At 42.6% G+C, this 23,009-nt stretch carries 14 protein-coding genes; 5 read left to right on the plus strand and 9 right to left on the minus strand.

Annotated elements, in window-relative coordinates; translation table 11 throughout:
* Positions 1-11 precede the first annotated feature (11 nt).
* The 5 genes from ACH9UM_RS12605 to metG all read right to left on the minus strand — a co-directional run bounded on the left by ACH9UM_RS12605 (position 12) and on the right by metG (position 8,415).
* A complete protein-coding gene (locus tag ACH9UM_RS12605) occupies positions 12-2,069 on the minus strand; it encodes an FAD-dependent oxidoreductase (protein ID WP_004847885.1) in 2,058 nt (685 codons plus the stop codon).
* A 3-nt stretch (positions 2,070-2,072) separates the two neighbouring features.
* Positions 2,073-3,089 (minus strand): YafY family protein, encoded by a 1,017-nt coding sequence (locus ACH9UM_RS12610; RefSeq protein WP_009320329.1) that lies wholly within the window; start codon positions 3,087-3,089, stop codon positions 2,073-2,075.
* 489 nt (positions 3,090-3,578) lie between these two features.
* Complete coding sequence (locus ACH9UM_RS12615; protein ID WP_306514260.1) at positions 3,579-5,591, minus strand: beta-propeller domain-containing protein; 2,013 nt, start codon at positions 5,589-5,591, stop codon at positions 3,579-3,581.
* A gap of 88 nt (positions 5,592-5,679) precedes the next feature.
* Positions 5,680-6,207: an RNA polymerase sigma factor gene (locus tag ACH9UM_RS12620; RefSeq protein ID WP_009243552.1), complete on the minus strand. Its 528-nt coding sequence runs from the start codon at positions 6,205-6,207 to the stop codon at positions 5,680-5,682.
* Between the two features lie 306 nt (positions 6,208-6,513).
* Positions 6,514-8,415, minus strand: coding sequence for a methionine--tRNA ligase (gene metG / locus ACH9UM_RS12625; RefSeq protein WP_004847890.1), 1,902 nt, complete (start codon positions 8,413-8,415; stop codon positions 6,514-6,516).
* A 347-nt stretch (positions 8,416-8,762) separates the two neighbouring features.
* On the opposite strand from metG, the gene ACH9UM_RS12630 reads away from it, so the two are divergent.
* A complete protein-coding gene (locus ACH9UM_RS12630; protein WP_004847892.1) occupies positions 8,763-10,130 on the plus strand; it encodes an MATE family efflux transporter in 1,368 nt (455 codons plus the stop codon).
* 52 nt (positions 10,131-10,182) lie between these two features.
* Here the strand turns inward: ACH9UM_RS12630 and ACH9UM_RS12635 are convergent, their stop codons facing one another.
* Entirely contained in the window at positions 10,183-12,822 is a 2,640-nt protein-coding gene (locus ACH9UM_RS12635; RefSeq protein ID WP_288558492.1) for a sensor histidine kinase KdpD, read from the minus strand.
* Between the two features lie 31 nt (positions 12,823-12,853).
* On the minus strand, positions 12,854-13,552 hold the full coding sequence (locus ACH9UM_RS12640; RefSeq protein WP_004847894.1) for a response regulator transcription factor: 699 nt from the start codon (positions 13,550-13,552) through the stop codon (positions 12,854-12,856).
* A gap of 400 nt (positions 13,553-13,952) precedes the next feature.
* On the opposite strand from ACH9UM_RS12640, the gene ACH9UM_RS12645 reads away from it, so the two are divergent.
* The 3 genes from ACH9UM_RS12645 to asnB are packed head-to-tail and all read left to right on the plus strand — an operon-like array spanning position 13,953 to position 17,354.
* On the plus strand, positions 13,953-14,849 hold the full coding sequence (locus ACH9UM_RS12645; RefSeq protein WP_004847896.1) for a dipicolinate synthase subunit DpsA: 897 nt from the start codon (positions 13,953-13,955) through the stop codon (positions 14,847-14,849).
* 31 nt (positions 14,850-14,880) lie between these two features.
* Positions 14,881-15,474, plus strand: coding sequence for a dipicolinate synthase subunit B (locus ACH9UM_RS12650; protein WP_009243553.1), 594 nt, complete (start codon positions 14,881-14,883; stop codon positions 15,472-15,474).
* Positions 15,475-15,491: 17 nt separating this feature from the next.
* On the plus strand, positions 15,492-17,354 hold the full coding sequence (asnB, locus tag ACH9UM_RS12655) for an asparagine synthase (glutamine-hydrolyzing) (protein WP_129794983.1): 1,863 nt from the start codon (positions 15,492-15,494) through the stop codon (positions 17,352-17,354).
* Between the two features lie 75 nt (positions 17,355-17,429).
* Here asnB and ACH9UM_RS12660 read toward each other — a convergent pair whose 3' ends face one another.
* Together ACH9UM_RS12660 and ACH9UM_RS12665 are read right to left on the minus strand one after the other, a co-directional pair.
* Complete coding sequence (locus tag ACH9UM_RS12660; RefSeq protein ID WP_009320332.1) at positions 17,430-19,835, minus strand: hypothetical protein; 2,406 nt, start codon at positions 19,833-19,835, stop codon at positions 17,430-17,432.
* Positions 19,836-19,891: 56 nt separating this feature from the next.
* Positions 19,892-21,979 carry an RND family transporter gene (locus tag ACH9UM_RS12665; RefSeq protein ID WP_009243556.1) on the minus strand — a complete coding sequence of 696 codons (2,088 nt, stop codon included), beginning with the start codon at positions 21,977-21,979 and terminating at the stop codon, positions 19,892-19,894.
* A 178-nt stretch (positions 21,980-22,157) separates the two neighbouring features.
* Between ACH9UM_RS12665 and ACH9UM_RS12670 the strand changes: the two genes are divergently transcribed.
* The gene (locus tag ACH9UM_RS12670; protein WP_400091515.1) at positions 22,158-22,757 is read left to right on the plus strand and encodes a TetR/AcrR family transcriptional regulator; all 600 of its coding nucleotides are present in this window, start codon (positions 22,158-22,160) and stop codon (positions 22,755-22,757) included.
* The last annotated feature ends 252 nt before the right edge of the window (positions 22,758-23,009 follow it).

Consider the following 23,009-nt stretch of genomic DNA (forward strand, 5'->3'; position numbering starts at 1 on the left):
GCATCGTCATATCAGCAAATCTTCATCGCAGTCTCGTAAGCGCCCCACACCACGCTCCGTAAATTTCCAACCTGTTCACAATCGCCGACCAGGTAAATATTCTTTCCTTTTCTTTCCAGCGGATTAGGCAGGTAACCGACTGATCCGATCACAGAGTCACAAGGAATCTCTATCTCTTTTCCGGTTTTATCTGTACAGATCACCGAATGTTCTTTTACTTCTTTTAACTTTGTTTCGAGATATACCGGAACTTCGTGCAGCTCAAACCATTCCCTCAAATAGGAACTATTGGCAAGGCAAACTCCTTTCTGCGCCACAAGATCATTTTTCATCTCAACAATAACCGGTCTCTTTCCCTGAAGCGCAAGCTCATAGGCAATCTCGCTTCCCGTAAGGCCTCCTCCGATCACTACAACTCTTTCTCCTACATCCCTTCCGTTCAGATAGTCGCATGCCTCAATCATCCGTTCATGTCCCGGAATATTTTTCATCACGCGCGGAACAGAACCGGTTGCAATTATTACCGGAGCATCGCCGAACTTTTCAACGCTGTCAATCTCCTTACCTAAATGAACCTCCACATCCAGTTCTTTCATTTGTCTTCTGTACCATGCCAAAAGTTCTCTTAATTTCCCCTTATAAGATTCTGCACTTGCCGGGATGAACGTGCCGCCAAGAACGTTGTTCTTCTCATAAATAACCGGATCATGCTCACGAAGCTTTAACACTCTGGCAGCTTCCATCCCTCCGATTCCTCCGCCGATAATATAGACTCTTCTTGGATTCTTTGTTTTCTCTATAAAATGCCGATCCCACTGCATCGTTTCCGCATTAACCGCACACCTTGACAAATGCAGGCTGTCACTTAATTCCTGATCGTTTGGCACTCCTTTATAGTGACACATATTAAAACATCCGTTATGGCATAAAATACAAGGCCGAATCTCTTCTTCCCGATCTTCCATCATCTTTGTGACCCATTCCTGATCTGCCAAAAACTGCCTCGCGAATCCCGCTCCGTCCAATCTTCCTGCGGCGATCGATTCTGCCGCTGTTTTCGGGTTCATTCTCCCCGCACATACAACCGGAATCCGAACAAACTGTTTAATATGTTCTACATCTTCCAGATTACAATTTTCCGGCATATAAACAGGCGGATGCGCCCAATACCACGCATCATATGTACCATTATCGCAGTTGAGCATGTCATAACCTGCATCTTGCAAATATTTCACCGCTTTTTCAGATTCTTCCATATCTCTTCCGACTTCCGTAAACTGCTCTCCCGGAAGAGCGCCTTTTCTGAATCCTTTTGTCTTGGAAAGAACACTGTACCTTAGCGATACAGGAAAATCTTCACCACATACTTTTTTAATCGCCTGCACGATCTCTACAGCAAAGCGATATCTGTTTTCAAAAGATCCTCCATATTCATCTGTTCTATGATTTACATATTTTAATGTAAACTGATCAAGAAGATATCCTTCATGTACCGCATGTATTTCCACTCCGTCAACTCCCGCATCCTGCAAAAGTTTCGCCGACTTTGCAAACGCTTCCACAAACTCATGAATTTCTTCTCTTGTCATCTCTCTTGAAGGAACTTTATCCGACCAGCGGTTCGGAGACGGGCTTGCCGTCGCAGTAATCTTATCCAGATCCATAAACGGCTTTGATAAAACGCGCAGCGCCTTATTCGTATATAATTTTTCCATCATCTCGCTGATCGTAAACGACCGGCCGAAACCCGCTGTCAACTGAACAAAAAGTTTGGCTCCTGTTTTATGAAACTCCGGCATCCACTCTTTCAGATCTTCATACATCTTTTTATTCTTGTACAGCCATTGTCCAAACATAGGATTATATACCGGCTGACACCCCGGAAGGACAAGACCCGCATTGTTTTTTGCAGCCTCCCTAAGAAATCGCGCACCCATTTTGTCAAAATGGTTTTTCTCCATCCATCCGAACAGATCGGTTCCTCCCATAGAAGTCAATACGATACGGTTTTTTATCTCGCAGTTTCCGATACGCCACGGAGTAAATAAAGGTTTTAGTTTCTCATCCATGTTTCAATTCTCCCTTCTGTTTTCTATAGGAAGCGCATACTGCTCCGCAAGTTTCTCAATCTCCTTGCGCACCTGATTTACAACATTCTTCGGGCTGACAATTTTTGCCTGACTGCCAAGCGCAAATACCCAGCTTATGAACTGACTGCTTACCTGAACGTCTACACTCACAGTGAAATGATCGGCATCTGCCGGAATCATCATCACATCTTTCCCGAAACGATCTACAATAACACCTGCCAGCGAATTTTCAACAAGAAGTTTTACCGACTGTTCTTTTCCCCCGAACATGCCAAAACTCTTTTTTGAATACGACGCCATGTCGATCTTTTGAAACTCCTCCTTTCCCTCCCGTATCTCTTCCGACAGCAAAATATGAAGCATTTTATCGACTCTGTAATGCCGGATCTGCTCTGCCCGGGAATCATATCCGATCAGATAATAATTCTCATGATCCCATAGCAGCCCCCACGGGCTGATATGGTAATACGCTCCTCCGTGACGAAGCTCCGGTTCTTTTTTCACATTCCACTGATAATATTGAAATTTAATTTTTTTGTTTTGTGAAATTGCATTATAAATCGTATCGACGCTGTAATAAACAGTTTCATTCATCGTCTTAATCCGCCCTGAAACAAACACCTGCCGCCGAAGATCCGCCGCATCATGCTGACTGACAAGAGTTTCCAGTTTTCCTATCAACCGGTTCGTCATCTTCTCTGTAATAAATTTTGACGACTGTATCGCATCAACAAGAAGTTTCAGTTCAGCCAGTTCAAATTGTCTGCCTATCACATGATAGCGGTATCCTCTCCCGCTGCGCTCACCTTCTACTTCAATGCCGAATTCTTCTAAATCTTTCAACGATTCATACAGACTTCTTCTCTCTGCGATAATATCATACTTTTCCAACTCTTTTTGAATCTCCGGCATTGTCAGATAATGTGTTTCATCCGTCTTTTCACACATGATCTGTGCGAGACGGTACAGCTTAAACTTTTGATTTGCTCCCTTCGGCATAATACAACGCTCCCGTACTTTAGTCATAATGATATAATATCATATTTCTGCGTTTTCCACTACGGAAACCATCTCTGACTTCTCACTTCACGGCTTTTCACTCTATGAATTCATAATAATCCGCTTCGCAGCTAAAAAGCATCCACGTTCCTTCTACATACCCCATATAACCCTTTTCCGTATTATATCCTTTCATATCTTCTTCCCCTTTCGACAGACTGATTTATAATTTTTATATTTATTCCGCTTTTGTTATATTTACAATATCAGTTAAGCTGTCGTATAAAAATGACTCTTTCATACTTCTTCGTTACGGCAAGGGATTTGATTTTCTTTCATTTTGTTTAATTTTCGCTTCGCTTTTAAGGCTTCAAAAAAGACGCCGATACGTCAATATGATATCAGCGCCTTTTCCCCAAAATTTTTATCTAAGTTCCGTTACGGATTCTGAATTTTCTTTGGAAATTCATTCCATCTGCCAATCGTCTATTACAGGACAAGATCGTCTATTTTTTCAAATCCGTTTAACGTAAATGATTCGACTGTATTTCCGGCTACAAGATAAAATGTTTCTCCGATATACAATCCTCGGACATTTCCGTAATTAACAATATCTTTTGAAAATACTTCTTTAAAACCTTCCGCTTCATCGTAAGTAAACATTTTATATTCGATCGAATCTCCGTACGCCATAAATCCAAACAGATTCTTTTCTGCATCGGCAAATACCGCCTTATAATTATATCCTGCGTCTGTGCTAAGCACATTCTCTAAAACATAGGTTGACATCTCCTTTACATTTGCCGGATCACTTATGTCAAACATAGACAGCTTCACACCTTCTGTCGTCATGCCCTCTTCATCTACGCTCAATCCGATTCCAAGCAGTTTTCCATCGCCATACGGATGCAGATAATCTGAAAATCCCGGTATCTTCAATTCTCCGATGATCTTTGGATTTGACGGATCTGAAAGGTCCACGGAAAACAGCGGATCGATCTGCTTAAATGTCACAAAATATCCGATATCGCCCATAAATCTCGCTGAATGGATTGTTTCCTCTTTCGCCAGATTCTGAATACTTCCGGTCATTTCCAGATTTTCATCCAACACATATAACGCATTTGTTTCTATAGATGCATTATCCACTGCCACTTCATCTTCAACTATAACATCCGATCCGCCTTCTTCCACATACGGAACAGGCATGATCCGGTTGTTATAATCACTGGGAATCACTGTCGCTGCAATTCGCAAATATCCGTTATATTCATCGATACTAAAGGAATCATTCAAAACGCCGTCGATCTTTGTCTGTCCTACCGCATCTAAAGTTCCCTTATCATAAGCGATCTTACGGATCGAAGTCTGGATATTCTCTGTCTCGCTTTTTCCGTAATACTCCTCTGTTATATAAATATTATTTTCGCTCACATAACACATTCCCGCGTTTCCGAAAATCGCCTTTGTCTGTAATTTCTCAGTCGGGTCGGAAAGCGCAAATGCAGAAATAACCGTGTGCTGACTTCCGGTCGTTCCCTGCGGCATATATATATCTTCCGCGCGGAGCAGACTTCCCTGGATCTGCGGGATATAATCGCTTTCGTTTGATACCGACGAATCATAATATGTGTAAAAATTGCTGACTAAATAAACATATCCGTCTTTCACGCGCATTGTATGATACTGCCCGCTCTGAGAAATCACTCCTGCTTCTCTCGGATTCGCCGGATCGGTCACATCATAAACTGCCGCGCATGTATAATCTTTATAAATTCCGTCTTCTGCTTTCTTTCCTTCTTCACATTTTGATTCGGTATACAATATCACAAGCCGCCCATCGGAAACAAAAACCTCTCTTATAAAACAATTTTCATCTATCTCGATACTTGCCAGATCTTTCATCTCTGCTTGAGATACATCTACAATCTCTACTGTCTGATCATTTAGAATGTAAAGATTCTTCCCGTCAGTCTTAACAGTGTCCGCTTCGCCGACTCCCTCTTGTCTGATATTTGTATCAGAATAATCGGCACCTGCCATATCTTTTGTCGATTCGGCTACAGAAGATTCCGCCATGGCCCCGTCCGTCATATAGGCCGCGTCTGCTCTGCCGAATCCGTTCTGCCCTTTCGCCCTTTTCTCATTTTCTTTCAAATATTTTTTAATTTCATCATAATTTTTTGCCAGTGCGATTTTTCCCTGATCTTCTTCTGATCTGCCTTCTGTTACCGTTCCCGGCCGTTCATTTTTTCCTGCGTTCATATTCGTATATCCGACTGCTCCCACTACAAGACAAACGCAAGCCGCTGCTGCCACTGAGGCATATTTCCAACGGCGATTATTCGACTTTTTCTTCTTTCTCGTCTCCAACATCTTTTCAACCGCTTCCGGCTCAAGCGAACCGGGGATCTTTTCATCTTCAACAGTTTGCTTCATCTTCTCTTTCATTTCTTTCTCAATCATATCCTGATTTTTCGTTTCTTTTTTATTCTCTGACATAGATAATCTCCTTTCGTTATTTTGATGGTTTTTGTTATTTTTTCTTCTTATTATCTTCTATTTTCTCCATCTTCAAAACGCCTGCCATTCAGTCCAGCATTTCACGCATCTTGCCGAAAGCACGGCTCTTCCTTGATCGGACCGTTCCCGGGTTCTTCCCCAGCATCTCGGCTATTTCTTCGCTTCTGTATCCTCCGAATACGGAAAATGCAACTATCGTCTGCTCCTCTTCCTCTAATGATTCAAACGCCTTCTTTACATCATGGCGCTGTGCAAAATCTATTTCCTCTGCTCCGAGGTTTTTGGCATCCTCTTCACTCACTTGATTCGACGTATTACCGTTTTTCCGTAATATCTTTTTACACTCATTATTTAGAATCGTAAACATCCAACTCTTGAAAGAATTTTCTTTCTTTAGTCCGGATATATTTTCATATGCAGATATCACTGCCTCACTGACCGCATCTTCTGCATCCTGCGTATGTTTCGTCATATAAAGCGCAAACCGATACAGATCTTTATAAATCTCAGCATACAACTGCGAAAAGGCTTTCGTATCTCCCAACTTCGCTTTTTTAATAAGCTGACGCTGTATATCCACTATTCCTGCGGACATAAGCTCCCTCCTTTCATCTCTTTCGCACTGACTTAAATATGCTTTCATATATAAGAGTACCTTGATAAGCATTTTGTTGCATTAAAAACAACAAAATTTTTTAACTTTTCTCTGTAAGAACAAAGTGACAATCCCACTTCAATATCTTCCCGAAAGATGTTATCCCATAAGAACTCAAAATTTTCTATAGAATAAAAAAATATCTGCGGGATGAACTGTCTGTGTTCAGCCAACAGATATTTTTTCTCTATGTTTCTCTGATCTTATCTAATCTTATCTAATCTTATCTATTCTTCTCTATTCTTATTAGCAGATCTCCGCTCCCGCAGGCATTGCTTTCTCAGGAGTCATAAGCGCCAGATTGCCTTCTGCATCTTCTGCACAAAGAAGCATGCCTTCACTGAGTACTCCCGCCAGCTTTGCAGGCTTCAGGTTCACAAGTACCATCACTTTTTTCCCTACCATCTCTTCCGGTGTATAATGTGCTTTAATACCTGAAACGATCTGTTTCACCTGACTTCCTACCTTTACCTGAGAACAAAGGAGTTTTTTTGATTTTTTCACTGCCTCACAAGCGATGATCTCTCCTACTTGGAACTGCATCGCTCCAAACTGTTCAAACGTAATCTCCGGCTTTGCCTCGATATCGATCACATCTTCCTCTTCCTCTGCTTCTTCTATATGAGGATGAAGTTCTTCTACTTTTTTCATTACTTCTTCCAGATCCAGTCTTTGGAAAAGAATCTCCGGTTTCTCCGTCACATGCCCGTCTCCGAGCTGATCCAGAATCTTTTTGCTTGTAGACGGCATGAAGGATTCAAGAAGGCGCGCTCCTGCTGAGATTCCCTGGATCAGATTCCAAAGAACTGTTTCCAGACGATCTTTCTTTTCTTCATCTTTTGCCAACGCCCACGGCATCGTTTCATCGATATATTTGTTGCAGCGTTTGAACAGATTAAAGATCTCTGTGATCGCATCCGCCACACGCAGCCCGTCCATTTTCGCATCAACCGCTTTCGGTGTATTGTCGATCACCGCTTTCAGATCTGCATCGACATCCTCCGCCGCTCCTTTATCGGAAACAACGCCGCCAAAGTATTTATTTGTCATAGAAACTGTACGGTTTACAAGGTTTCCTAATGTATTGGCAAGATCGGAATTTAAACGTTCTACCATAAGCTCCCATGTGATCACTCCGTCATTTTCAAACGGCATCTCATGAAGAACGAAATAACGTACTGCATCTACCCCGAAGAAATCAACAAGCTCGTCTGCATAAAGAACATTTCCTTTTGATTTGCTCATCTTCCCGTCTCCCTGAAGAAGCCACGGATGACCGAATACTTGCTTCGGAAGCGGAAGCCCAAGCGCCATTAAAAAGATCGGCCAGTAGATCGTATGGAAACGGATAATGTCTTTTCCGATCAAATGCAGGTCAGCCGGCCACAATTTTGCATACTGTTCCGTGCTGTCTCCGTCTGCATCATAACCGATTCCCGTGATATAGTTTGTCAGCGCGTCAAGCCATACATAAACGACATGCTTATCGTCAAAATCAACCGGAATTCCCCACTTAAACGAAGTTCTGGATACGCACAGATCCTGAAGTCCCGGAAGAAGGAAGTTGTTCATCATCTCATTTTTTCTGGAAACAGGCTGAATAAATTCAGGATGTGTATTAATATGCTCGATCAGTCGGTCTGCATACTTACTCATTTTGAAGAAATACGCTTCTTCTTTCGCCGGTTGCACTTCTCTTCCGCAGTCAGGACATTTTCCGTCTACGAGCTGTGACTCTGTAAAGAAAGACTCGCACGGCGTACAGTACATTCCTTCGTAATGACCTTTATAAATATCGCCCTGATCATACAGCTTTTTGAAAATCTTCTGTACCTGCTTCTCATGGTCTTCGTCTGTCGTACGAATGAATTTGTCATAGGACGTATCCATCAGATCCCATATCTTCTTGATCTCAGCGGAAACACCGTCTACAAATTCTTTCGGTGTAACGCCCGCTTCTTCTGCTTTCAGTTCGATCTTCTGACCATGCTCATCTGTTCCTGTCTGAAAAAATACATCATACCCCTGACTTCTCTTATAACGGGCAATCGCATCTGCCAAAACGATCTCATATGTGTTTCCGATATGCGGCTTGCCGGAAGTATAGGCAATCGCCGTCGTAATATAATATTTCTGTTTCTCTGACATAGTTTTCTCTCCTTTATCCCCCTGTGATCCGAAGAAATATCTCCTCTGAATCTTCAGTTGGTTTTGTCTTTAAAAAGGATAGCATACATACCAAATAATGTAAAGGTTGGATAAATACCTCTCTTTTACAAATGCATTTACAAAATAACACTTCAGCCCGCGCCATTCGTAAAACCGCGCTGCGTGCTTATCGTGGCTAATTCCATTGTTTTACTCATGAAAATTTCTCGAAAAGTTATTAAAAACTTCATCTTGAAAATTTCCCGTTTTCTATTCATAATATAATCTGTAATGAAACCGTAATAGTTTTTTAACAAAGCTTATACTTTATAAAGAGGGGATTTAAAATGACAGCTTCAAAATCGAAAAAGAACAAATATGAAATAGACATGTGCAATGGAACTGTTTTAGACAAACTGATTTCATTTTCCATTCCGCTCATGCTCTCCAGTATTCTCCAGCTTCTTTTCAATGCAGTAGATATCGTCGTTGTCGGAAGATTTTCAGGAAGCCGCGCTCTGGCGGCAGTCGGCTCTACGACAGCGCTAATCAATGTATTTACGAATCTTTTTATCGGAGTTTCCCTCGGAGCGAACGTACTGGCTGCCCGTTTCTATGCGACAAAACAGGAAAAGCAGATGTCTGAAACAGTACATACCGCAGTTACTTTCGCTTTGATCAGCGGAATCGTCATGGTCTTTGTCGGACTTTTCTTTTCAAAAGCAGCCCTGCTGCTTATGGACACTCCTTCAGACGTCATCGGCCAGTCCGCCCTTTATATGCGGATTTATTTCGCCGGAATGCCCTTCTTTATGCTCTATAATTACGGAGCGGCAATCCTGCGTGCCGTCGGAGATACAAAACGGCCTTTATTTTTCCTTATCATCGCGGGAATCGTAAACGCAGCTTTAAACCTCTTCCTCGTGATCGTATTACACCTCGGAGTCGCGGGAGTTGCAATCGCCACAGTGATCGCACAGATGATCTCCTGTCTCCTTGTCCTTCGCTGTCTATATCGCTCGGACGGAAGCTATCAACTTCGATTTTCCGCAATGACAATCAAGTGGATCTATTTAAAACAAATTTTTCAGGTAGGTATTCCCGCAGGCATACAAAGTACGGTTATCAACTTCTCAAACGTACTTCTTCAATCTTCGGTAAACTCTTTTGGTTCTATCGCAATGGCGGGCTATACAGCTGCAAATAATATCTTCGGATTTCTGTACGCCGCAGCCAACTCGATCACACAGGCATGTATGAGTTTTACAAGCCAGAACTACGGCGCGGGAAAATGGAAACGAATGGACAAAGTTCTTCGGAACTGTATTCTGCTGTCCGTTGTCGTTTCATTAATCTTAGGCGGAGGTTCATATCTCTTCGGACCGGAACTGTTAAAAATCTATACTTCAGATCCGAAAGTCATTCAATGCGGAATGGAAATACTTTTGTATACTACCGTAACTTATTTTATGTGCGGACTGATGGACCTCTTTCCCGGCGCGTTGCGCGGAATGGGATATTCTGCAATTCCGATGCTTCTTTCTATCATCGGAACAGTCGGAACGAGGATTGTCTGGATCTTCATGATCTTCCCTCGCCACAGATCATTGGATGTTTTGTTTATCTCTTATCCCGCATCATGGCTTATCACGATCATACTGCAGGTAATCTGCTATTTCTTCGTAAGAAAAAGGATACACAATCCCCTTCCCTAAGGTGAAAAACCTACCTTAAAAAGGGAAGGGGCGAATCCAATCAATATATATTTTACATCGGCTTTATCCTTGGAAATCTGATGTCTACTTTGAACAGATCTCCGTCAAGATACAACTCGAAAACTCCTCCTTGCATTTCAGTCAGACTTTTGGCGATTGAAAGACCGAGTCCGCTTCCTTCCGTACTCCGGGAAATATCTCCTCTGATGAATCGCTCTGTCAACTCATCTGCCGAAATATTCAACTGCTGCTCGGATACATTTTTCAAAGAAAACTTAACTTCCGACTCCGATACCGAAAGATCTGCATAAACTCTCGTCCCCGGCATTGCATATTTTGCCGCATTGCCGAAGATATTTTCAAGCACCCTCCACATACGGCGTCCGTCTACATGTATCACCGCCGCTTCTTCCGGAAGGTTCAATACAACCGACAGGTTTCGCGCGGCAAATTTTTCTGCCATTTCCCCTTCCGTCTGCTGTACCATCTCACGGAAATCAATATCCATATATTCTAACGTAATATTTCCGCTGCTTACTTTCGACGCTTCCACAACGTCTTCTGTCAGCGTCTTAAGTCTCTGCGCTTTTACTTCAAGAATATCAAGATACCCTAGTATCTTTTCATCGGCAATATCAGACCGCTTCAAAATATCCACATAATTTATAATTGATGTAAGCGGAGTCTTGATGTCATGCGATACATTTGTGATCAAATCCGTTTTCAAACGTTCGTTTCGCATCGCCTCATCAATCGCGCGGTTCAGACCGCTTCCGATATCATTGACATTCTCGGCGATATTGCGTTCCGTTCCCCGCAGTCCTTTTAGTTCGATCCGATACTCAAGATTGCCTGATGCGATCTGTTCGATCCCTTTCTTGATCCTGACTTTTGCAAGCATACTTCCCACGACAATCCAAAACGTCACTCCGTCTGCTGCCAGAGCTGCCAGCGCCATCGGTACATTTCTGACAAAAAACGTAATCCAGTGGATGACTAAAAATGCACTGATCCAAAGAACGGTCCGCCAAACGTCATTACTCGAATCGACTATTCTTTTGCAAAAAGAAAGAATCATACAAAGCAGACTTCCATTCCACAAACTCTTCGCTTTCATTCTGCGGATAAGACTCATATAACCCGCGAAAAAGCAGATAAACGTAAACGCTCCATATAAAAATGCACCCGCTATCTCTAAAAAACTTACTTTCTGAACAAACAGCATAGAATAAACTTCCGGCATATCGCTCATATAGCGCGCTCCATAATAGTCAAGAGTTTCTACCATATTGTAGACATTATCGCTGTCGATCATTCCCATGCCTACGATAACTGCCGTTCCTACTGCCCATACTCCGATCACGGCAACTGCCGCGATCTCTGTTTTCCATCTGTCAAAGCCTGTTAAATGAACTTCGTTATCTCCATCTTTTCTTCCTGCCATCAACCCTGACATGACAAAACTGATAAGGAACAAAATTCCGCTAAGACACAAGATCACGAACCCGCCTCTTAGCAGCGGGATATTTTTTTCATAAATCCGGTCTCTTTCATAGAACATATCTTTGACCGGATAAGAAGTATCAACTGCCACCGCAAAAATACTGTCATACGTCTTGTCGGTATCATAAGAGCGCACCATATCCCATTCATTTGTCGGTAATATATCCATATTTGTTTCAAAATCTTTTAATTTCGGATAAACAAAAATGTATTTCACATTTTTTCCTGATTTCATGTCCGCTATGCATTCTTCAATGTTCGTTTTTATTCCCGACTCGCCTTTTGCCATAAGATTTGCATATTCGCTTTTATTTGTCGTAACTTTTTTTGTATCCTGATCTATATATAAATAAGTAAAGTTTGTGTTTCCCTCTTCCAGGTGTTCCCACCCGCTCTTATATCGGCTGTATTTATCATTTATACTCGTAAGAACAGATGCCAGATGATCATAAATAACCATAAGCTTTCCGTTTAACTCCGGGCGTTCATTTACAACTTGGAGAAGATTAGCCGCTCCTAAGGGCGCATAATTCTCACGGACTGAATCCCCGTAATTCCAACAGTCTGTATACAATTTACTGCCTTCTGCATCATATATGCTTATTTTATCACTCACTCCGGATGAGGTAAGCGTTCCGTTGCTTAAGTCATTTAAAAATGACTCAACATCCATTCTATCATCTTCTAATACGAGTTGAAGTTCTCCTGTTTCAAGCTGATTCAGAAACTCTTCCGTATAGTAATAATAGTATTTTCCGCTTGGCTGTTTGCAGACGATTACTGCGTTTTTATCATATACACCGCCTGATTCTACACTGTATGCCTTGCTCCACTCTATCAGATCCGACAGTCTGTATACCAGTCCGGAATGATTTTCAGCGTCTGCTCCCGACGCTCCAAAATAAGACATTACGTCGATCACTTTATCCGGATTGTATGCTCCGTCTGACTCAAACAGCGTTTTTAACTGAAACTGTTCAAGCACCTGAAACATATAGCTTTCTACTGTATTGCTAAAATCCGAAGATTCTTCATATGGCTCTCCTATTAACTTTACCGTCTCTGCCGGATTCAGCGTTCCGGTCAGCCGCGTTGTTACTATAAGAGATGTGAAAAACATCGCTCCGGTTAACACGCCTACGATCAGGACGACCGCTTTCATCGCAGTCCTTCTGTACCATCCTTTCATTCACATTCCTCTCTTTACCTGTTTTTCTTATCTACTGCACCTTCTCAATCTTATATCCGACTCCCCAGACAACTTTCAAATACCGCGGCTCTTTTGGATTAATCTCAATCTTCTCCCTTATATGCCGTATATGAACGGCAACCGTATTGTCAGCCCCGATAGCTTCCTCATTCCAGATCATTTCATATATCTGATTGATCGAAAAAACGCGCCCCTGATTCTTCATAAGAAGAAGGAGGATATTATATTCGATCGGAGTCAATCTTACTAACTCCCCATCTACTGTCACTTCTTTCAGATCGTCATTAATCCTAAGGCCGCCGACAGAATATATTTTATCATTTTCATTCTGAGCCGTGCCGCCAAGCTGCGTATACCTGCGAAGCTGAGATTTCACTCGCGCAACAAGTTCCAAAGGACTAAACGGCTTTGTAACATAATCGTCCGCTCCTACATTAAGTCCGAGTATCTTATCCGCATCTTCCGATTTTGCGGAAAGGATAATGATGGGAATACTGTTTTTCTCTCGTATTTTCAAAGTTGCCCGAATCCCGTCAAGTTTCGGCATCATCACATCAAGAAGAAGCAGATGAACCTCTTCTCTTTCAAGCATTTCAAGAGCTTCCGTACCGTCATACGCCTTCAGTATACGATATCCTTCCTGCGTCAGATAAATTTCGATTGCTTCCACTATTTCTTTGTCATCGTCACATACTAATATATTGTACATTATCAATCACCTCTCCTACTCTCTCCTAATATTAACATGATAACGCATATTTTTTAAAAGGAATAAGAAAAAATCTTATAACTTTATTAATATCATGACAACCGGAGCTGTTTTTCATTACCTTATTCCTTTTTCTGCTCATCTTATTGCCTTCCCTTCTACTTTATTTGATTTCATGTCAATAACAAAAGTGATTTGTTTTCTATTCGTTTTGTGATATAGTTAATATCACTCTCTTTTATCATTTTTTGCCCCGCTATAAAAAGGATGCTGATATACACAGCACTGCCGACATCCCGGGAATATTCCGAAAAAATATACGACAAGCAAGGTTATTTATACTCACATCTTTTTCTCACTCGCATATAGTAATTAAAAATGTTTCTTAAGCGGTGTTTTTATGTCTTCATTTTCATATGATTTCTCTGTTTTAGGCGGTGATGCGCGTCAGGTTTTTCTTGCAGAAATGTTAGCAGAATCGGGCCGTTCTCTTTGTCATTACGCTTTGGCCTCTCAGCCGAACAACTGCAGCTCCGTCTCCGAACATGTTTCCATAGTACGCGAAGCGCCTTCTCTCGAAGAAGCCTGTATCCATTCCGGGTCCGTCATCTGCCCTTTTCCGTTTACTAAAAACGGCGCGGATGTTTCGGTTGAAAATAGCATCTATCGTTTCTCTATTCAGACGCTGCTTCATCTTCTGCGGCCCGGTCAGTCTTTGTTTGCCGGGGGCATCCCTCCTTCTTTTAAAAAAGAAGCCGCCGAAAATAACGTCGCTGTTTTTGATTATGCAGACGATATATCGCTTCCTGTTTACAACAGTATCTCGACTGCAGAAGGCGCAATCTGCGAAGCGATCCTCCACAGTCCTTTCAATCTGCACAAAAGCAGATGCGCAGTACTTGGATTCGGAAAATGCGGTCACTCTATTGTTTACCGTTTAAAGGGATTATCCGCAAACGTTTCCGTTTTTACAGATAACGCCGAAGAATCCGCCCGCGCGTCAGTTATTGCCGACAAAAGTTTCCCCTTAAAATCACTTTCCGATCACGCCGGAGATTTTCGCTTCATTTTTAATACTGTTCCGGCGCAATTTATAAATGAAGAGACTTTAAAAAACGTAGATCTTTCTGCTCTTATTATTGATATTGCCTCTTCCCCCGGAGGGGTCGATTATGACGCGGCTCAGCGTCTCGGCATATCTGCTCTGCACTGCTTAGGACTTCCCGGCAAATATGCTCCCGCATCTTCTGCCCGTCACTTAAAACAATTTATCGAATCAAAACTGTATCTCTCATAATTCATGCGCAAAATGAAAGGAGGAATCCCCTTTGTCCTTAAAAGAAACGCAGATCGGAGTCGCTTTTACCGGCTCGTTCTGCACTTACAAAAAAGCATTTCTGGAACTGCAAAAACTTTCAAACTGCTGTGGCTCTGTCCAGACAGTCTTTTCAACCGCAGCCGCATCCACAGACTCCCGTTTCGGTTCTGCCGAATCATTTTATAGGCGTGCAGAAGAAATTACGGGAAATAAACCGATGATGACTATTTCCGAAGCAGAGCCGATCGGTCCGAAAAACCTTTTCGACGCACTTGTGATCCTTCCGTGCACCGGAAATACGCTTGCCAAACTGGCAAACGGAATCACCGACACACCTGCTTTAATGGCGGCAAAAGCCCATTTACGCAACAACAAACCGCTTCTTTTATCTTTATCGACAAACGACGCCCTCGGTATGAATATGAAAAATATCGGACTTCTTTTAAATACGAAAAATATCTACTTTGTTCCGTTCGGGCAGGATGATCCCGAAAAAAAGCCGAATTCAATGACTGCCCATACCGATCTGCTTATCCCGGCTTTGGAAGCCGCTCTTGAGAACCGGCAGCTTCAGCCTGTCATACGCGATATTGTCAAAAAATAGAAGAAGGAGAATTTTCTATGTGCGGAATCGCCGGATTTTTTAACCCATCTGCGGATTATACAAAAGAAAAGAACTACAGAAACCACATTTTAGAAATGATGAATCAAGTTCAAAAGCACCGTGGGCCGGATGATGAAGGTACGTTTCTCTCCCCTCAATGCGGGCTTGCCCATGTTCGTCTGAACATCATCGACTTAGTCACCGGACATCAGCCGATGAGACGCGTCAGAGGCGATCACAGTTGTGTCATTGCATATAACGGTGAAATATATAATGCCCCGGAACTGAAAGCAGAATTGATTTCTGAAGGTGAACAGTTTCTGACGTCCGGCGATACAGAAGTAATCCTTGCCGGATTTATGCGCTGCGGACCATCTTTTATTAAAAAGTTAAACGGAATCTTTGCAATCGCGCTGTGGGATGAATCTTGTCAAACGCTTCATCTGTTCCGCGACAGGCTCGGTGTCAAACCTCTCTTTTATACAAAAAAAGACGAGACTACTATTTTTTCTTCCGAAATCAAGGGATTATTTGCCTATCCCGATATCGTTCCCGAACTTGACCGGAACAGCCTCAATGAAATATTCGCCTTAGGTCCTGCAAAAACATACGGAAAAGGTGTATTTAAAAATATTCTTGAAGTGCTCCCCGGCGAACACATTTCCATTAGTCACACTTCTTTCAAAAGACAGTTTTACTGGAAACTTAGCAGCTGCCTCCACGCTGATTCGCCTTCTGATACAATCGAAAAAACGAGATGGCTTCTCACAGATTCCATCAAAAAGCAGATGCTTTCAGACGTTCCCATCTGCACGTTTCTTTCCGGCGGAATAGACAGCAGCCTCGTCACTGCCGTCTGCGCCGGACATCTGGCAAAATCAGGGGAAAAACTAAATACTTTTTCTTTTGATTTCACGGAAAACAAAACGTATTTTAAATCCAATACATTCCAGCCAAGTCAGGATCGTCCGTTTGCCGAACAGATGGCAGAATTATATGAAACAAACCATCACTTCCTCGAATGCAGCAGTCAGGATCAACTGGATTATCTGTACAAAGCCGTAGACGCGCGGGATCTCCCCTGCATGGCCGACGTCGAGTCCTCTATGTTGTATTTCTGTTCACTTGTCAAACAGTTCAACAGCGTTGTCCTTACAGGCGAATGTGCTGATGAAATTTTCGGAGGCTACCCTTGGTTTCATAAAAAAAGCTCATTTGAAACGAATATGTTTCCATGGTCGCCTTCTATGCAGCCGCGGCAAGCATTGTTAGACGACGATTTTATTCACGAACTGAACATGGAAGAATATGCCCTTAACGCCTATGAACAGACGATTCGTGAAACGCCGGTTCTACCTGATGATTCTCCCGAAGAAAAACGTCGGCGTGAGATCGCCTACCTGAATATCCGCTGGTTTATGGCAACTCTTCTTGATCGGATGGACCGCGCCGGTATGTACAGCGGACTTGAAGCCCGCGTACCGTTTGCCGATTATCGGATCGTAGAATACGTTTTCAATATCCCGTGGGACATCAAATGTCCGGACGGAATTGTAAAAGGTCTGCTCCGCCATGCCGGAGAGGGCATCTTGCCAAAAGAGATCTTGTGGAGACGCAAAAGTCCTTATCCAAAAACTTATGATCCTCATTATGAAGCATTGCTCGCAGATCAACTAAAAGAAGTCCTCGCTTCCCCCAATGCTCCTATACGAACATTTCTTGATAAAAAGAAAGTATTGCGTTTCCTTGATACGCCTTCCGACTACGGAAAACCATGGTATGGGCAGCTTATGGCAGGACCTCAGATGCTTGCTTATATGCTGCAGGTCAATTATTGGATGGAAAAATGGAAGCATCCACTCCCAAGTGGATGCTCCTGAACAGAAGTTTATTTAATTGTCCTTATAAAAAATGCCTCTCCTGCGGCTCAGACAGGGGAGGCATTTTTTCTGCTTTTATTCAATCGCTTCTGTTTCGATTACAAATTTTACATTACCGTCCATCGCGCTGTCTTTTCCGCTGAACGTATCATAGCTGCACTCTTTAGATGTCAGCGCTTCTAACCGGTTCATCAATTCTCCGACCGCACCTTCAACCGTTGTTTTCAGTTTACTCGTTCCTTCTGCATCAAACGTCTTCATTCCGTCCGCCAGCGTCACAGCTCCTTCTGACAAAGTTTTCGCTCCGCTGTTCAAAGCCGACACTCCGTTTTTCAGTACGCTGCTGTTTTCTTTTAACTGCTCCGCTCCTGCCGTAAGCTGACTGTTAAAGCTGCCTAATTGTGTAAATCCTCCGTTTAGCTGTGCGATTCCGGAAGCCGCTTTCGGTACTGATACTGCAAGAGATTGATCTAAAGATGATAGATTCGTATGCAAAGATCCGATTCCACTGTTAAGCCCCTGCATTCCCGTATTTAGATCGTCGATCTTACCTGTCAGCGCTCCCAGTTGATCCAAAGGCAGGTTTTCTCCCGCTTTCTGGATTGCGTCTAATTTTTCTTCTACTTCGGGAAGTTTTGCATTCATTCCTGCAGCCGCAAGTTTTAATGTAAACAGATCTACTTTCATTTTTCCTACTGCATTTTGAACAGCCTGCACATCCACGCCTGACAGATCCGCCTGCACCGGATTTAGTTTTCCTTCTATAGAAGAAAGTTCCGGCATATCGGTCACTTCAGCCGCGGCGTTTTTCGCTTCATTCAGCGCCTGTATCGCATTATCAAGATCTGCAAGAGCCGCTGACTGAGGATCATTTTGTGCGATTTCATTTCTCTTCGCCGTCAGGGAATCTACCGCCTGTTGAATCGTCTGTGAACTTGAGATGGCTTTCGTCTTAGCTGACGTAATCTTTTCGTTATTCGCCGCAATCTGTCCATTATCGGCATCAATAACAGCATTATTTTCGTTTACCGCAGTATTTACGGCAGTACATGCATTTGTAAGATTCGTCTGCAAATCTGAAATTTTCTGAAGCTCTCCTGAAATTGCCTGTGCCTGCGCCGCAAGATCCTGAACCGGGGTTACGATTCCGTTTTGCAGACTTGTTTCCAGCCCTTTCGTTTCCTCAATGAGCGCCTTTCCCATCTCGATCATACTTGTCACCTGCTGCATCACAGCCTGAACAGCCTCTGTTCCGAGAACCTGTACAAGCTGCTGCGTTCCGTCTGCCAATTTCTGCGCTCCTGCCTTAATATCTTTCTCATTCACGCTTGTCAAACTTCCGTCTGTGGCTGCGCTAAGCTGACTCACTGCTGACTGAACCTGGGATAAGCCTGCGCTCAATTCCGTAAGGCTTTTTGCGCCGTCTGCTAACTGTTGTTCCCCATTTACATAAGATACAACTCCATTTGCCAACGTATCCGTTCCATCTGTATATTTCTTGATGCCGTCTTCTAATTCTGCCGCGCCGGAAGAAAGCTGCGCCGCCCCGGAAGACAACGTATCTGTTCCGCTTACCAGTTCCAACGCCGCATTTTCCAGCTCATCAAGAGCGCTTTGCAAAGAACTGTAATCAACGATTTCTTTCACATTCAAATCTTCCAAAATATCGGACAATGCGACCGTATAAGTAGAGGACATCGTAAAATCCGTTACGTCCGCGCTTATCTCAAGACTTTCAGGAAGCGATACCTGCGAAGACGACTGCGAGAAATCATTCATTCCCAGACTTTCTTTCATACCCGGAACAGCAAATCCAAGTACGATATTTCTATTCCCGTCTGACACTACTTTTCCGTTGTCGATCGCCACATTGCTAAACGTCTCATTCGGAAGTATCATTCCTGTCATCATTACAAACGGACTGCTTAGTTCTTCGGATTTTCCGCTTACATTCACCGATTTCTTTGTGTTATTTGTATAATCAATTTTGATCTTCAGATGTCCGCTTTTTCCTTTCAGCTCTGAAGGACTGATTTTCTTTCCATCCAGATAATAGGTCAGTTTCACGGAAACCGGAAGTTCTTTTTCAGTCGTTCCCTGATAATAAATATCTGCGCCGTTTGTATCCCACGTCAGATTATCGCCCGACTCCGAAAAGGTTTCTTCTCCTTTAATATTTTTAATACCGTCAAGTTCGCTGACATCTTTTAAACTTTCTGTCGTTCCCGCATTTTTCAGCCAATCCGAAACTGTTATAAGTTTTACCGCTCCGTTTGCATCTGCATTGACATAAACCGTTTCTTCTTTAAACAGGCCTTCGTCTGCCTGTTCTCCGCTTTTTGTACTTTCTGTTTTCACAGTTTCCGTCTGCTCTGCCGCATATACTGCTGCCGGAGCGATCTGTCCGAATCCGGTAAGCGCCGCCGCTCCGAAAGCCAGTGAAGCCGCTACTACATGTTTCATTCTTCTGTTTTTATTCATAACTGCCAACATCCTTTCCCGACATTCATAGTTTTACTTTTTGTTTCCATTACTTTTTATTGCGCCGTTTTCTTCGCCTTTTCTCCGAGAAATCCAATCGATGTCTTACAGATAATTTTATCAAATATCATAAACATCGCCGGAAGTACAAGTATAACTACGATCATACTGATGATCGCTCCCCTTGCCAACAATGTACATATAGAACCGATCATGTCTACTTTAGAGTAGCACGCCACTCCGAACGTCGCCGCAAAGAAACTTAAACCGCTGCTGATAATTGACGGCATGCTTGTTTTATGAGCGATCGCGATCGCTTCTTTTTTCGACCTTCCGCGTCCGCGTTCTTTCTGATAACGGCTCGTCATCAAGATCGCATAGTCAACAGTCGCTCCAAGCTGAATCGTTCCGATCACAATACTTGCCACAAACGGAAGTTCCGTTCCCATATAATATGGAAACGCCATGTTGACCGCTATTGCAAACTCGATAACCGATACAAGAATAACCGGAAGGGAAATTGACTTAAATACGATCATAATGATCAGAAAGATCGCCGCCATCGAAAGAACATTGACCATTGTAAGGTCTACATCCGTTACATCCTGAAGGTCTTTCATCAAAGGCGCTTCCCCGATCACCATAGCGTCATCGTCATATGATTTCACAATATCGTCGATCTGTGCGATCTGTGTATTTACCTGATCTGTTGCAGATGCATATTCCGAACAAATAAATGCCAGCTCATAGTGATCGCTTTTCAACATACTCTTAATATCGTCCGGGATCATCGAATCCGGCACGGACGGACCTATCAAAGAGTTCATGCTGATCGTCCATTTTACACCGTCAACTTCATCAACCTGATCGAGCATTTTCTGTTTCTGCACACCATCCATATTTTTATCCATGAGGATCATATGCATGTTTCCCATTTCAAAATCCTTTTCCAGTTTTTCATTCGCCACATTACTGTCAAGCGATCCCGGAAGAGACTGAGCGATATTATAATAGATCTTCGTATGGTTGTTTCCGTAAATTGCAGGGAACAAAAGGACAAGGAACAAAACGATCCAGACAGCATAATGTTTCGTAATAAACTCTGACGGTTTATTCATATTAGAAAACAGTGGTCTATGCGTTGTTTTTTCTATCCATTTGTCAAATACAAGAACAAGTGAAGGAAGCAGCGTCACACAACAGAGCACTCCCATAACAACACCTTTTGCCATTACGATTCCGAGATCTCTTCCAAGTGTAAACGTCATGGCGCACAACGCCGCGAAGCCTGCGATCGTTGTCACCGAACTTCCGACAACCGACTTAAACGTATTCGCGATCGCATGCCCCATCGCCCGTTCTTTTTCTCCCGGAAACCGTTTCTTATTTTCCTCATAACTATTCAAAAGGAAAATGGAATAATCCATCGTTACGCCTAACTGTAAAATCGCAGTCAGCGCTTTCGTAATATAGGACGTTTCTCCCAAAAAGATATTGCTTCCGAGATTATATACAATCGCCGCTCCGATACTTATCAAAAACAAGATCGGTACAAGAAACGACGTGGACGTCAGTTCCAATATCAAAAGACAGCAGAGTACTGCGATCACCACATAAATCGGGAGCTCATGCAGGCAAAGATTTTTAATATCTGTAACAACACCTGTCATTCCGCTTATAAAGCATTGCTTATCTGCAATCTGCCTCATCTGTGTCACCGCATCCATTGCCTCGTCCGAAGATGTCGTATTATCAAAAAGAGCCAACATCATCGTTGCTTCTCCTTTAAAAAAGGCTTCCCTTATATCCTTCGGCAGCATCTCGACGGGAAGACTGATATCTGCGGCATCATCGTACCATAACACATCTTTTACATGCGGTACTTCGCTGAACTTTTCTTCCAGCTTCTGTACATCCTTTAGTTCCATATCTTCTACTACGACCATGGAAAACGCTCCCATGCCATATTCATCTACCAAAATATCCTGCCCCTTCACGGTTTCAAGATGTTCAGGCAGATAGCTGAGCAGATCATAGTTGACCCTCGTATTCACGATTCCGAAAAAAGACGGAATCATAAGCAGCGCGCTGACAATCAAGATCAACACCCGATGCTTTGCAATCCACTTGCCTGCTTTGACCACTGAAATCATCTCCTTATTTTTTGTATAATACACAATATATTCCAAAAATGACTAATAGTCAATATTTTTCAACGATAAAAATGAATTTTAGTCATTTTATTGACTTTCTCAATAAAACAATTCATAATATAGGAAAAATAACAAAAGATTAAGCATCAAAAATAAGAGGGGATCTATTATGAGCAAAGTTGAGGATAATAAAAAGCAGAAAGAGAGCACACTTCTCGAAACTGCCTTTCATCTTTTCACAGGAAAAGGATTTGCCAAAACAACAATTTCTGATATTGTCCAACAGGCCGGCCTTGCAAAAGGAACTTTTTACCTGTATTTCAAGGATAAATACGATCTGCGTGACAAACTCATCGTATATAAGGCAAATCAACTTTTTGACGATGCACACCGCGCTCTTGAAAAAGCAAATGTGAGCAGTTTTGAGGATGAACTGCTCTTTACTACGGACTACATTATCGAACGATTTCAAAAAAACCACTTCTTCATGGAGTTTATTGCCAAAAACTTATCATGGGGGATATTTAAAAGTGTCTTTACAAACGGAGATCCTTCTTTCTCCAGCCAATTCTGCGATCACTACATGACCGCTTTGAAAAAATACAATGTAAACTGCCCTGCTCCGGAACTGCTTCTATTCACGATGATAGAACTGATCGGCTCTACAAGTTATAACTGTATCAATAACAGCCAGCCTGTCAGTATGGAAGAATATCTGCCGTATCTGCACAGATCACTGCATCACATATTACTTGCATTTACAGAATAATTACCGCAACATATATCACAGACATTTACAGAATAATTACCACAACATATATCGCCGACAGTCACAGAATAGTTATCACCGCAGATATCACTGGCATCCACAGAATAGTTATCGCCGCAAGTATCACTGACATCCACAGAATAGTTATCGCCGCAAATATCGTCAACGCTCACATTCACGGATGATCGTAGTATAAGAAGAACCCCGCTCCGCCTTTCGGCAAAGCAGGGTTCTTCCCATTCTTACACTTTT

Source organism: Mediterraneibacter torques, from assembly GCF_044591705.1.
GTDB lineage: Bacteria > Bacillota > Clostridia > Lachnospirales > Lachnospiraceae > Mediterraneibacter > Mediterraneibacter torques.

What these genes read in the sequence shown, in the direction of transcription:
- ACH9UM_RS12635 (WP_288558492.1), bottom strand. Translation starts at nt 12,822, where the DNA reads ATGAAAGGATGGTACAGAAGGACTGCGATGAAAGCGGTCGTCCTGATC.
- ACH9UM_RS12645 (WP_004847896.1), top strand. Translation starts at nt 13,953, where the DNA reads ATGTCTTCATTTTCATATGATTTCTCTGTTTTAGGCGGTGATGCGCGT.
- ACH9UM_RS12605 (WP_004847885.1), bottom strand. Translation starts at nt 2,069, where the DNA reads ATGGATGAGAAACTAAAACCTTTATTTACTCCGTGGCGTATCGGAAAC.
- ACH9UM_RS12640 (WP_004847894.1), bottom strand. Translation starts at nt 13,552, where the DNA reads ATGTACAATATATTAGTATGTGACGATGACAAAGAAATAGTGGAAGCA.
- ACH9UM_RS12615 (WP_306514260.1), bottom strand. Translation starts at nt 5,591, where the DNA reads ATGTCAGAGAATAAAAAAGAAACGAAAAATCAGGATATGATTGAGAAA.
- metG (WP_004847890.1), bottom strand. Translation starts at nt 8,415, where the DNA reads ATGTCAGAGAAACAGAAATATTATATTACGACGGCGATTGCCTATACT.
- ACH9UM_RS12610 (WP_009320329.1), bottom strand. Translation starts at nt 3,089, where the DNA reads ATGCCGAAGGGAGCAAATCAAAAGTTTAAGCTGTACCGTCTCGCACAG.
- ACH9UM_RS12620 (WP_009243552.1), bottom strand. Translation starts at nt 6,207, where the DNA reads ATGTCCGCAGGAATAGTGGATATACAGCGTCAGCTTATTAAAAAAGCG.
- ACH9UM_RS12660 (WP_009320332.1), bottom strand. Translation starts at nt 19,835, where the DNA reads ATGAATAAAAACAGAAGAATGAAACATGTAGTAGCGGCTTCACTGGCT.
- ACH9UM_RS12630 (WP_004847892.1), top strand. Translation starts at nt 8,763, where the DNA reads ATGACAGCTTCAAAATCGAAAAAGAACAAATATGAAATAGACATGTGC.
- asnB (WP_129794983.1), top strand. Translation starts at nt 15,492, where the DNA reads ATGTGCGGAATCGCCGGATTTTTTAACCCATCTGCGGATTATACAAAA.
- ACH9UM_RS12670 (WP_400091515.1), top strand. Translation starts at nt 22,158, where the DNA reads ATGAGCAAAGTTGAGGATAATAAAAAGCAGAAAGAGAGCACACTTCTC.